Origin of the sequence: Streptomyces sp. NPDC002057, assembly GCF_040296665.1 — a bacterium.
GTDB lineage: Bacteria > Actinomycetota > Actinomycetes > Streptomycetales > Streptomycetaceae > Streptomyces.
On record NZ_JBEOXR010000003.1, the window covers coordinates 149277 to 161284 of the forward strand.

The 12008-nt window shown below is 72.8% G+C and carries 11 protein-coding genes; 5 read left to right on the forward strand and 6 right to left on the reverse strand.

Features of this window, described 5'->3' with window-relative positions; all coding sequences use genetic code 11:
- Positions 1-26: 26 nt before the first annotated feature.
- Together ABT129_RS04020 and ABT129_RS04025 are read right to left on the reverse strand one after the other, a co-directional pair.
- On the reverse strand, positions 27-2795 hold the full coding sequence (locus ABT129_RS04020; protein WP_351896212.1) for a hypothetical protein: 2769 nt from the start codon (positions 2793-2795) through the stop codon (positions 27-29).
- A gap of 118 nt (positions 2796-2913) precedes the next feature.
- Positions 2914-3039, reverse strand: a complete 126-nt coding sequence (locus tag ABT129_RS04025) for a hypothetical protein (RefSeq protein WP_351896214.1) — start codon at positions 3037-3039, stop codon at positions 2914-2916.
- Between the two features lie 443 nt (positions 3040-3482).
- Here ABT129_RS04025 and ABT129_RS04030 point away from each other — a divergent pair, with 443 nt between their 5' ends.
- The 3 genes from ABT129_RS04030 (at position 3483) to ABT129_RS04040 (ending at position 5738) form a co-directional block, all read left to right on the forward strand.
- Positions 3483-4595, forward strand: a complete 1113-nt coding sequence (locus tag ABT129_RS04030; protein WP_351896217.1) for an NUDIX domain-containing protein — start codon at positions 3483-3485, stop codon at positions 4593-4595.
- A 178-nt stretch (positions 4596-4773) separates the two neighbouring features.
- Positions 4774-5361: a TetR/AcrR family transcriptional regulator gene (locus ABT129_RS04035; protein WP_351896219.1), complete on the forward strand. Its 588-nt coding sequence runs from the start codon at positions 4774-4776 to the stop codon at positions 5359-5361.
- Positions 5358-5738, forward strand: coding sequence for a hypothetical protein (locus tag ABT129_RS04040; protein WP_351896222.1), 381 nt, complete (start codon positions 5358-5360; stop codon positions 5736-5738). The genes ABT129_RS04035 and ABT129_RS04040 overlap by 4 nt, the downstream gene beginning before the upstream one ends.
- A 147-nt stretch (positions 5739-5885) precedes the next feature.
- Here the strand turns inward: ABT129_RS04040 and ABT129_RS04045 are convergent, their stop codons facing one another.
- The gene (locus ABT129_RS04045) at positions 5886-7754 is read right to left on the reverse strand and encodes a CAP domain-containing protein (protein WP_351896224.1); all 1869 of its coding nucleotides are present in this window, start codon (positions 7752-7754) and stop codon (positions 5886-5888) included.
- Positions 7755-7916: 162 nt separating this feature from the next.
- Between ABT129_RS04045 and ABT129_RS04050 the strand changes: the two genes are divergently transcribed.
- Entirely contained in the window at positions 7917-8978 is a 1062-nt protein-coding gene (locus ABT129_RS04050) for a serine hydrolase domain-containing protein (RefSeq protein WP_351896226.1), read from the forward strand.
- A 112-nt stretch (positions 8979-9090) separates the two neighbouring features.
- Here ABT129_RS04050 and ABT129_RS04055 read toward each other — a convergent pair whose 3' ends face one another.
- From ABT129_RS04055 to ABT129_RS04065, 3 genes are all read right to left on the reverse strand, one after another.
- Positions 9091-9474: a VOC family protein gene (locus ABT129_RS04055; RefSeq protein WP_351896229.1), complete on the reverse strand. Its 384-nt coding sequence runs from the start codon at positions 9472-9474 to the stop codon at positions 9091-9093.
- Between the two features lie 47 nt (positions 9475-9521).
- Positions 9522-10283 (reverse strand): class I SAM-dependent methyltransferase, encoded by a 762-nt coding sequence (locus tag ABT129_RS04060; RefSeq protein WP_351896231.1) that lies wholly within the window; start codon positions 10281-10283, stop codon positions 9522-9524.
- Between the two features lie 149 nt (positions 10284-10432).
- The gene (locus ABT129_RS04065) at positions 10433-11035 is read right to left on the reverse strand and encodes a TIGR03086 family metal-binding protein (protein WP_351896234.1); all 603 of its coding nucleotides are present in this window, start codon (positions 11033-11035) and stop codon (positions 10433-10435) included.
- A gap of 283 nt (positions 11036-11318) precedes the next feature.
- On the opposite strand from ABT129_RS04065, the gene ABT129_RS04070 reads away from it, so the two are divergent.
- Entirely contained in the window at positions 11319-11942 is a 624-nt protein-coding gene (locus ABT129_RS04070) for a maleylpyruvate isomerase family mycothiol-dependent enzyme (RefSeq protein WP_351896519.1), read from the forward strand.
- Positions 11943-12008: the final 66 nt, after the last annotated feature.

The following is a 12008-nucleotide window of genomic DNA, read 5'->3' on the forward strand; positions in this document are numbered from 1 at the left end:
CGTCGGGCTGCTCGGTCTCCGGTGCCTCAGCCGTCGTCGAAGGTCGGGAGGCAGTACGCGCAACCGTTGTAGCCGTGGGCGATGGCCAGGTCTATGCGCGGGAACGGCACCAGGCTCGTCTGGTTGATCCGCCCCCAGAACGGACAGGTGTCGATGTGCACCTCGTGGGTGTGCTTGTTGCCGAAGAACCACTCGTGCAGGTCCTTGACCGCGGTGATCTCGATCGTCAGGCGTCCGGCGACCCGGTGGTCCTGGAGCTGGGTGGTGACGAGGTCGTAGTGCTGCATGTGCACGGCTTCGTGGGCGAAGTCGATGGTGACGTCGGCCGCCACCTTCTCTTCGGCGTCGAGCCGGAAGCCGTCGACGACCGCCGTGTCGCCACCCTTCATCCGGAGCGTGGAACGGACCTCCCCGGTCTCGGTCACCTCGATGTGGCTGAGGGTGGCGGGTTCGACGATGCGGCTCAGGGTCCGGATGGTGATCTGTGTGTCCGGGGGCATGGCGGTGGCGTCGAGTTCCCACGAACCGTCTGTCGGCGCCGGCCCGCCGTTGAGCTTGATCGTCATCGTCGTCTGTCCGCCGAGGACGGAGGGTTTGGGGTACACGTTGCGCTGGCCCACGTTGTTGTCCAGGCGGACGAGTTTGTCGTGCGCCACCGGCGGACCCTCTGTGGCGGCGACGGCGGGGTCGTCCGGGCCGTGAACGACCGCGATCAGGCATTCGTGGTCGGGGATGACCGGGGTCCACGCGAAGGGCCCGACGCGCACCGATCCGCCGGCCGGGATCGTTTCGTGGATCGTCTCCGTGCTGATCTCCTTGAAATGAGTGGGCCACGTCATCCCGGTGCCCGGGTCGCAGCGGCGCGTCTGGACGGTGAAGCTGTCCGGCGGTGCGTCGTCGGTACCGCGGTTGTGCACCCGTACGTAGAGGTTGCTCGGCCGGTTCATGATCGGTTCCTGGTGTTCCTCCTCACCGTCGCTCTGGTGGCGGACCCAGATGTCGGGAGACGTCCAGAACGGGTCGCTGTCACCGCCGCTCGGCACGGCGCCGGTGTCCCCCACCCTGTCCGCGATGAACACGTCGATGTGGGGCTTGGGGAAGAGGCCCTGCCGGACGAAGGCGTTGCGCATCACGTTCTTGTTCACACCGAGGTGGACCTCGACGTCCGCCGCGATGCAGATGTCGGCCATGTGGACGGCGTTGTCCTTGCTCTGCGGCGTGTCCGTCCCCAGGCGGGGCACCATCGCGAGAAGCACCTTGATCAGGTCGTCGGCGGCCTTGTCCCGCACGGTCTCGTTCCTCGACGACCCACCCATGCCGAGATAGCACTGCCACAGGGCCGAGGCCAGCATGGAGGTGCGCACGTCGGGCCCGTAGGTGGCGAATCCCGGGTCGTCGAAGCGCTGCGTCAGGTCGAGCCGCCGGTCCTTGCTCCACGAGTCCTGGAGGTTGTTGTCGAAGGGGAACGTCTCGGTCCGCCGGATTCCCTTCTGGTTGAACCGGTCGCGGTAGAGGCCCGCCATGACATCGCAGATGCTGTGCTCGTACTCCAGGGGGGTCGTCGCGCCGGGCCGGAGCCACTGCACGACGCCGTGCGTGTATTCGTGCACGATGATGCCCAGGTCGGCGGCTCCGGGCACGAGCTTCATGTCGAAGCGCATCCGCGGGGGATTCGTCGTACCGATCCACTCGCTCTTGTCGGCGGCCGGGGCTCCCTGGGGGTCCACGTCGACCCGGACCATGTGGGCGTTGAGCGTCGGGTTGGCCAGGCCGCGGAGGTAGCGGGCGAAGGAGTCGACCCAGTAGTAGGCGTTCGCGCTCAGGAACGCCTTGTCCTTGGGGTGGGTGTCGAACACGAAGGAGGGCTCGGACGGCTCCGGCTGGGCGAACCCCGAGGCGTCCCAGTCCAGGCAGCGGCACCAGTCCCCGTCGAGGTGGAACTTCCCGGCGTCGTCGGCCTCCTTGATCTCCGCCTGGACCTCGTGGGCGTGCGGCTTCAGGTCGTCGTCGCTGGACAGGGAGCTGAGCGTGCCGTTGTTCGACGCCGTCACGGGGTCGGGAACGAAGACCTTGAGCGTCGCCGTGGCGTACCGGCCGGCCACCTCGATCCAGAGGAGTTTCCCGCCGACGGCGTCGACGACGGCACGGAAGTGCTCGAACGGACCGGAGGTCTCGACGACGAGGTCGTGGACGAGGTGCAGCCTGCCGTCGGGGCGCCTCTTCCCCTTCTTCAGCAACGCGACCGAGGCGGTGGGGCGGTCCGCCTCCGGCAGCGGGGGCCTGGTCGTGTCACGCAGGTAGCAGAGGGTGTCGCGGACCACCGCAGCGGACTCGTACCCCTCCTCGAAGGGCGAGAGCGCGGCCTTCTCGACGACGTCGGGGGCCAGGGCCTCGCTCACGTCGGGGGCGTCGGAGACGTCGAACTCCGTCGTGTTCTCGACCTGTACGACGGCCGCCTGCCCGGTGTCGGCCACCATCCGGAGCGTGGCTCCGAGGATCGGCACGTCCTGGTGGAACTGCTGGTAGCGGACGTTGAGCGTCGCCGGCCCCTCCTCCTTGCCGACCTCGCGGAGGTCCGCGCCGTCCGTCCCGAGGTCCTGTGCACGCTCTCGTACGAAGGTGTTGACGGCCCTGCGTGCGGTCGGCGCGCGGAAGAGCGTCGCACCGGGGTCCAGGTACCTGCGGAGGACGCCGTCGGCGCCCCTGTGCTCACCGACCCCGGGGGTCACCTTCAGCGGCAGGCCGGGCAGCGGGCCCGGGTCGTTCCTGTGCCTGCGTTCCTCGTTCCGGCCCATGACGTGCTCCTCTGCGCACAGGGTTCCCTCCCCCTGGCGTCCCGCCCTCGGGTGATGCGCTCCGTCGACGGTCACGCCCGTCGGTCGGCCTCGGCGGCGCGGGGGACAGCGGGGTACGTCAAGGGGCCTCCGCGGGACCGTCGATCCGGAAGAGCGAGGAGGGGCGGACGATGTCCGCCGCGCTTCCTCCGCCGGCGACCGCCGTGCGCGTCGCGAAGATGCTGTGGTCCTGCCTGCCGCCCATGGCTCCTGCTCCCGTCGCCTGCGGCCGCGTCCCCTTTACCAGCTTAGACACGTGCACGCCGGTCGACCACGCGACGGGACGGACACGATGCGCCCGTGGGACAGCGATGCTGACTCAGCGTCATGGCGTTGACTTTCCGTCACCAGGTTGACTCAGCGTCGCCATGTTGACTCAGCGTCGCCGTACTGACTCACCGTCACCGATCCGGGAGTCGCCCCGCCACCGAAGGAGCCGGGGTCACGCTCCGTGGCCCGGCGAAGGTGGTCTCCGCGTCGATCTCGCGGTTCCTGCCGGTCGGGCGGGTTCGGGCGGCGCGGCGCCCGCCCTCCGCGACCGCCGACCCCACCCGTCGCGGAAGGCGATCGAGCGGGGAGGCGGGGCCCGTCCGGCTTCGGCGTGACCGGGCCCGGTTCCGAAGCCGCCGGCCTGGGCACATCGTCACGATGGAGAGAGCGAACGAGACGAACACGACAACGCCGCCCGACGCGTCACCTGGCACGTCGATGACGGACGAGGAGTACGGGGCCCTGCGGGCCTCGGCCGCACTGTGGGCCGGGACCTCGGTGCTGATCACCGACCGGTGGGGGAAGGTCCTGGTCCAGCACGTCGACTACCTCGACACCTGCCTGCTGCCGGGCGGCGCCGTCGACAAGGGCGAGTCCCCCGCCCACGCCGCCGTCCGCGAACTGCAGGAGGAGCTCGGCGTCACCGCCCGGGTCGACCGGGGGCTCGTCGTCGACTGGGTCTCCACCGAGAGCGTCAACGCGCCCCCGGACATGCGGTTTCCGGGCGAGATCCTGCACGTCTTCGACGGTGGCACGTGGAGCGACGACCGGATCGCCACCATCCGGCTGCCCGAGCGCGAGATCACGAGCGTCGAGTTCATCGAGCCCGCGCACCTGCCCGACCTGCTCGCCCCGCGCGACTCCCGCCGCGCCCTCTCGGCACTCCGCGCCCGCGTCAACGCCGCCGGCGCCGTACTCCTGGAGAACGGCCTCCCGATCGCCCCCGGCGTCCTCGACACCGTCGGTGTCCTGCGGACGCCCCGGGCCAGGCACCGCCACCCCTTCCATCCCGGCCCGGTGCCCCGGGAGCTGACGGTCCGCCAGTCCTGGGTCTGGGCCTTCGCCCCGGACGGACGCGTCCTGGTGCTCCTCGAACCAGACACCGGCGCGGCCCGCCTTCCGGGCGGCACGCCCGAACCCGACGACCACGGCGATCCCGAAGCCACGCTGCGCCGCGAGGCGGCCGAGGAAGCCGCGGCCCGGCTGGCCGACGCGGTGTACATCGGACACCTCGTCGACCCCGAGGAGCCGGGTGCCCGCGTCCGCTACGCCGCCTCCCTGACCGGCCTCGGCCCGCCGCCCGTCGATCCGCCCACCGGCCGTACCCACGTCCGCATCCTGGCGGCCCCGGAACAGGCCCTGGAGCTCTTCGACTGGGGCCCGTGGGCCACCGAGCAGCTGGCGGCCGCCCACCGGGCCCGCGTCCGCCTCGGCATCCCCGCGGCGGCGCCCGGGCCCGTCACCGAACTCCCCGGGCCCGTCACCTGGTGACCGGACCCGCCACTTCGTGACCGGGTGTGTCAGCCGGTGGTCCGCGCCTACGGCCCTCAGGAGTTCTTCGGCCGGCCCGTCAGCGGTCCGGCGGCCCGAAAGGGGCTTCGCCGGATCGGGCCTGACGGACGGGCCCGGCTCTTGTTTACCTTACGGGTCGACCCGTAAGGTAAATGCCATGAGTTCCTCTCCGCCCTCCAGAGGGCGTCCCAGGGATCCCCGATCGCACGAGGCGATCATCGGCGCGACAGCGGAGCTGGTGACGGAGGTCGGCTACGCCGCCACGTCGATCGGGGCGGTGGCCACGCGGGCCGGTGTCGGCAAGGACACCATCTACCGGCGGTGGCCCGGCAAGCCGGAGCTGGTCTTCGAGGCCGTCTTCACGACCACCGACGACGCTCCGCCCCCGGACACCGGCACGCTGACCGGCGATCTGACCGTGCTGCTCCAGGGCCTCGTCGACGAGTTCCGCGCGCCTGCCGCAGCGGCGGCGCTCCCGGGGCTGCTCGCCGACTTCGCCGCCGATCCGGAACTGCGGGCACGCATCCGCGGCGACTTCCTGGGTCCGTCGAAGGAACGGCTCCTTGTCGTCTTCGAACGCGCCGTGCTGCGCGGGGAGATCGCGGCCGAGACGCCCGTGGACCTGGTCCTGGACACACTGGCGGGAGCCGTGTTCTTCCACGTGGGGCTGGTCGGGGAGCACCCCGGCCCGCGGCTGGCCGCACTGCTGGCCGGCGTCGTGGCGAGAGGAATCGAGGTCCGGTGAACGGCTGGCTCCTGGCGGCAGGGATCACCGCGCTCGGCGTGGCCGCCGTGCACGTCGTCGGCGGGCACCGTGACGTGGTGCGCCCGCTGCTGTCCTGCGGCCTCGCGGACGAACCCAAGCGTGTCCTGCACGCCGTGTGGCACATGGTGAGCGGTGACCTGGTGCTCTCCGGACTCGCCCTCGTCTACCTCTCCCTGGCGGAGGGCACGTCGGGTGCCGGTCCGGTGGCGTGGTTCGTGGCCGCGCACTTCGTCGCGTACGCGGCGGTCTTCCTGGTCGTCACGCTGTCCGTCGGCTGGCCCCGACCGCTGCTCCGGCTGCCGCAGTGGATCCTGCTCCTGCCGGTGGCGGTGCTGGCAGCGGTGGGCGCCGCCTAGCCGCACCCCGGGAAGGCTCCCCCGGCCGCCGCGTCGAGCCGCGCCCGACCGGGGCGACCGGGGTCATCGGGGCGCCGCGACGCGGCTGAGGCGCTGCCCCCTGGGTGGGGGCAGCGCCTCGGTGGACTTTCCTCGGTGGCCGTGGGGTCAGCGGGCGCCGAAGACCTGGGTCCAGTAGGGGCCGCCGGAGGAGTGGAGGCCGATGCCGATCTCCTTGAAGTCGCAGTTGAGGATGTTCGCGCGGTGGCCCGGGCTGTTCATCCAGGAGTCCATGACCTGCTCCGGAGTGCTCTGGCCCATGGCGATGTTCTCGCCGTACGTCGACCAGGGGTACCCGGCGGCCGTCACCCGCTCCCCCGGGCCGGCGCCGTCGGGGTTGGTGTGGTCGAAGAAGTCGCGGGCCGCCATGTCCTCGGAGTGGCCCTGAGCGGCCCTGGTCAGGGTCGCGTTGACCGTGAGCGGGCCGCAACCCGCCTTGGCGCGCTCCTCGTTGACCAGGGCGACGACCTGGTCGGCGGCCGAGCTCTGGCCCTGGTCGTTCTGCGGACCGGCACCCGTACCGCCGTTGCCCGTGCCCCCGTTGGTGCCGTTGTCCGTGCCGCCACCCGTGCCCGGGCCCGTCGACTCGGAACCGCGCGTGGGCGCCGGGGTGCGGGGCGGGTTCGTCTTCACCTTGGCGGGCGCGGTGGTACGCGGCGGGCGGGTCGGCGCGGCGGTGGTGGTCCGCGCGCTGGGCGACGCCGACGCGGAGGGGCGGGCGGTGGCGGACTTGGAGGTGGACGGCGAGGCGGAGGGGCTCGCCGACGTCTCCAACGCGTCCCCGGTCTGGGCGGACGGGTCGTGCGCGAGGGGCAGGTCGAGGCCCGGGGCCGAGAGACGGCTCGCTTCGAGGCTGTCGTCGTCGCCTCCACGGCCCCCGTAGAGCGAGAACGCCCCACCCGTGACCGCCATGACCACGACTCCGGCCGCGATGACGGCCCGGCGCCGGCTGCGCTCCTGCGTCCGGCGGCGGCGCCGGAGGGCCGCACGGGAGCCGTGCCGGCTCGGCGTCGAGGCGGCGGGAGAGTGGCGGGGTATGTGCGGGCCGACGTGCTCTGCGGATCCGGCCAGGAGGTACGCCTCCGTGAGGTCCGCCGCGTCGTCCGGTGCGGTCAGGTCGCCCGTACCGTACGCGCCGACCGGCGATCCGGTGGTGGCGTACGCGGCGGAGGTGCCGTGTCCGTCGGCTGTGCGGGTGGGTGCGGGCGGCGGCGTCACGCCCCCCTGTGTGGCTTCGCCCGCCGGAGGCGCCGACGGCGTGGCGGTCAGGAGGATCTCCGCCGGGACCAGGCCGCTCCAGCGCGTGACGCAGTGCGCGCAGGCGAGCGTGTGGTGGGTCAGGTGGTCGCGCCACGGGGCGGACGGGCGTCCGTCCCAGCTCGCCGCCTCCCGGCTCAGAGCCGGGCAGTGGGTGTTCCCGGCCAGGGCGCCCACGACGACCCGGGCCGCGTCCAGCCGGGCCCGTACCGCGTCGATCCGGGCCGCCGTGTCCTCGACCGACCACCGCAGCGCGGCCGCCGTCTCGTAACGGGTCAGCTCGCCCGTGCACTCCAGCCGCCACAGGGCCAGCAGCTCGCCGTCGTCCGGGTCCAGCCAGCGGGCCGCCTCGGTGATCTCGGACGCGCCCCCCGCCGGGTGCGGCCACTCGGCGGCCGGGGCCCCGGCCTCCGCGTACCCGAAGCCGGCCGGCTGCGCGTGCCGGTGCCTGCGGATGCCGTCGACCGCGATCGCGACCAGCCAGGGCCGGAAGGCGCCGGGGTCGGTCAGGGCGGCGAGACCGCCGAGGGCGCGCACCATCGTCTCCCGTACGAGGTGCCCGACGTGCTCGACGCCGTGGCGACCGCTCAACGCGAGCGCCACGGTGGTGTGGATCAGGGGCAGGTGGGCGGTGACCAGCTGCTCCCGCGCCCAGGGGTCGCCGTTCCGCGCCGCCAGGACCAGCTCCGTGTCCCGCTCGATTCCTGTGCTCTGCCGCACGCCGACTGTCCCGTCTGTTGGAGATGGTTGCGCATGGGAGAGCCTGGGGCCCGGCCCGGGATAACGGAAAGTGGAGAAGCGTGAAAGTGATGTGGGTCACGCGGGGCCGTGGGGTGGGCCGGCGCGTCCGTCGCGTCCGGGGTCGCCGCCTATCGTGAGCGCATGGACGAAGATCACGGAGACCCGCGACTCGCTGACAGGATCCGGGCGTTGACGGGTGCCCGGCACCCTGTGGCGGCCGCTGTGGTCTCGCCCGGGGGGACGCGGATCGCCTGCGTCGGCGCCGGTCCGGCGGGTCTCGGCACCACGGCCGGCTCCACGGGCGGCGTCACGGCCGGCTCCGCGGCCGACGGCGCCCTCGGCGCCGGACTCGACGCCGATTTCGAGATCGGGTCGATCTCGAAGGGCGTCACGGGACTGCTGTACGCCGAGGCGCTCGCGCGGGGCGAGATCGGGGCCGGTACGACGCTCGGTGAACTCCTGCCGCTCGGGGACGCTCCCGCCGGGCGGGTCACCCTGGACTCGCTGAGCGTCCACCGGTCCGGGCTTCCCCGGATACCGCCGTCCGCCGACATGTGGCGTCGTACGTTCGCGCTCTGGCGGCACGGGACCAATCCGTACGGGGAGGACCTCGGCCGGCTGCTCGACCAGACCCGGGGCGTACGGGTGGGCAGGCCCAGGCCCCGCTACTCGAATCTGGGGTTCGAGCTGCTGGGGCACGCGCTCGCGCGGGCCGCCGGGACGACGTACGCGGAGCTGGTCCGTCTGCGGGTCACCGACCCTCTGGGGCTCGGCTGCTTCTACCTGCCCGCCACGGCGGAGGAGCTCCGGCCCGGGGCCGTGAGGGGCACGAACCGGAAGGGGCGGCCGCAGGAGCCCTGGACCGGTGAGGCGCTCGGGCCCGCCGGCGGGATTCGCGCCGACATCCGCAGCATGGCCCGGCTCACCGAGGCCCTGCTGGACGGCAGCGCGCCGGGCCTCGCCGCGCTCGATCCGGTCGCTCCCCTCGGCACGGGGACCCGCATCGGCGCGGCGTGGATCACCCTCCAGGTCAAGGGCCTGACAGTGACCTGGCACAACGGCGGTACGGGCGGCTTCCGGTCCTGGCTCGGACTCGACCGCGCCACGGGAACCGGCGTGGTCGTCCTCTCGGCCACGACCACGTCCGTGGACCGCCACGGTTTCGCCCTGCTGACCGGACGGGACGACGACCTCCGCACCTGAGGCCGTCCGTCCCGCTGCCCGTCGGTTGGGGTGGGGACGAACCGGCCCGGCGAGGGGCTCGTCAGGTGGTCGAAAGCCCGGCCGCTCGGGTGCGGGCCTCGGGTGCGCGGGGTCAGAGCGGCTTGAGCTGGGCGTGCAGGAGGCAGAACTCGTTGCCTTCCGGGTCGGCCAGGACGTGCCAGCTCTCGGCGCCGCTCTGGCCCACGTCGGCGGGCCTGGCGCCGAGGGCGAGGAGCCGCTCCAGCTCGGCGCCCTGGTCGCGGTCGGTGGCACTGACGTCGAAGTGCAGTCGGTACCCACCGGTCCGCGGGGCGCTGCTCGGGCTGAGGACGAGGGTGGGCTGCGCCCCGCCGAAGCCGACGTCGGGCGGCCCGATCTCGATGCTTCCGTCGTCCTCGCGGTCGAGCTCGACGTAGCCGAGGACCTCGTTCCAGAAGGACGCGAGCCTCTCGGGGTCGGCACATTCGATGACCAGCTCACTGATGCGGCATGCCATGGCGGGCATTGTACGGAGAGGCCTTCGTGAGGACCGCGATTCTCGTGTCAGGCGGGCTTGTGCGCCTCGATCAGGAACCGTGCGGTCCGGGCGACGAACGGGCCCTCGCTCTCGATCCGGTCGTGCAGTTGCCGCAAGCGGTCCCGGTACCGGTCGACGGTGAAGCCGGGCACCATCCAGATCACCTTCCGCAGGAAGTAGACCACCGCGCCGATGTCGAGGAACTCGGTGCGCAGGTACTCCGCGCGCAGGTCCACGACCTCCAGCCCGGCCGCCTCGGCCGCTCGGCGGGCGCCGTCGGGGTGCCGCCTGCGGCGCACCTCCTCGGGCTGCGGGCCGAGGATGTACTCGACCAGCTCGAAGACGCTGGCCGGGCCGACCTGCTGGGAGAGGTAGGTGCCGCCCGGCCGGAGCACGCGCGCGATCTCCTCCCACCACACCGTCACCGGATGCCGGCTCACCACCAGGTCGAAGGCCCCGTCGGCGAACGGCAGCGGCGGCTCGTCCTCGTCCGCGACGACGACCGCCCCGAGCGGATGCAGCAGCGCGGTGGCCTTGGCCACGTTCGGAGGCCAGGACTCCGTGGCCACCGCCAGCGGCGGGAGCTTCGGCACCCCCGCCAGGACCTCCCCGCCACCCGTCTGGATGTCCAGCGCCGCCAGGGCCCGCGCCATGCGCTCGCCCATGACGCGCTGGTAGCCCCAGGACGGTCGCTGCTCGTGGGCCCGTCCCTCCAGCCAGGAGAAGTCCCAGCCCTCCACCGGGGTCGCTTCCGCCTCGGCGATCAGTTCCTCAAACGTTCGCACCATGCCCCGATCGTCCCAGCTCCACCCGCGCGTCGGCGCGCGGGGCACACCTCCAGGACATCCAGGGCGATCCAGAGCGCCCAGGGGCGTCCAATGTTTCCAGGGGCGTCCAGGGTGTCCGTACCGGAGCCCCCCCCTCTCCCCGGCTTGGGTCACGAGCCCGTCCGTGGCGTCCAGCGCGGATCGCGCCCGCTCAGGGCGACCGCCCGGTCAAGCAGCGGGGCGTCGTCCGCGACGGGCACGACGGCTCCGAAGATGCCGTCGCCGCGGTCGTCCTCCTCGGCGGCCGCCAGGAGGAAGCCGTGCGACGCGTGCAGCGCGGCCTGATCGGGGGCGTACTCCTGGCCGGTGGCCCGGGCCAGGTCCCAGCCGTGGACCACCAGTTCGTCGAGAGCGACGACGGCGGCGATGTCGCCGGGAAGGTCCACGCCGCCCGCGCGGGTCATCCCGGTCCAGGCGGCCGGGTCGCTCCAGGCCTCGGCCAGTTCGTCGAGGACGCGGGGCAGTTCTTCCCGCCAGCCGGCGGGGAGGACGAACGACGCCGGGTCGGGGGCCGTGTCCGTCGTGGGTCCGAGGTTCTTGCGGGCGGCGTCGCGGAACGCGACGGCGAGTCCGGCGAGGTGGCCGAGCAGGTCGCCGACCGCGTAGTCGGGGCAGGGGGTGCGGTCGGCGAGCCGCGCGTCGGGGATGTCCGCCGCGAGTCGGGCCACGATCCGCGCCTGTGGTCCGAGGTCGATGGTCGTCGTGCCGGTCATCTGTCGCTCCTTCGGGACGATGGCGCCGGAGAAGGACGGCGCTGAAGGGTAGACCGGCGGGAGTGCCCGTACTCATCGGCCGTCGCTGGACGGATGCACCGGGAGCCCGTCCGTTCGTCGGAGGCCGCCCCACGGGGCCTGCGGTGCGCCACCGGGTTCGGGCGCCCGCCGTCGACCGGCAGCCCGGGACTCGCCCGGCGATGAGTTCCCGCCGCTTCCCGAGTCCTCCCTGGCACACACTGTGATCGACGAAGGGGAAGCCGTGAAAGACCACGTCTGGACGATGGTGCACGCCGAGCGCGGGGCGCTGATCGACGACCTCGCGGATCTCGACGACGAGCAGTGGAGCAGACCGTCGCTGTGTGACGGGTGGACCGTGCACGACGTCCTCGCCCATCTGGTCGACACCGCGCGCACGACCCGCCTCGGTTTCATGATCGGCCTCGCCCGGGCGAGGTTCGACTTCGACCGCCAGAACGCCGTCGGCGTGGAGCGTGAGCGCGGGGTCACGCCGCAGGAGACCCTGGAGCGGTTCCGGCTCGTGGCGTCGCGGCGGTCGACGCCTCCGGCGCCCCTCGACAGCCGGCTCGTCGAGGAGGTCGTGCACGGGGAGGACATCCGTAGGCCCCTGGGACTCACCCGCCCCTACCCGGAGGAGGCCGTCGCCAGGTCGCTCCGGCTCCAGACGCGCACCCCAGCCTCGTTCGGCGGAGCCAAGGAGCTGGTGGGCCGCGTCCGGCTCACGGCCACGGACGCCGACCTGATGATCGGAACGGGGCCGGAGGTCAACGGGCCCGCGCTCTCCCTGCTTCTGGCCGTCATGGGCCGCAAGGTGGCGCTGGACGAACTGCGCGGGCCCGGCGTCACCGCGCTGCGGCGGGACGGAGGGAACGGGTCCACCTCTTGATTACTGGCGGGTAAGGTACGGGCAGCCGTATCGCCATACCGCCGGTTCGCCCTCAGCCCGAAGGAA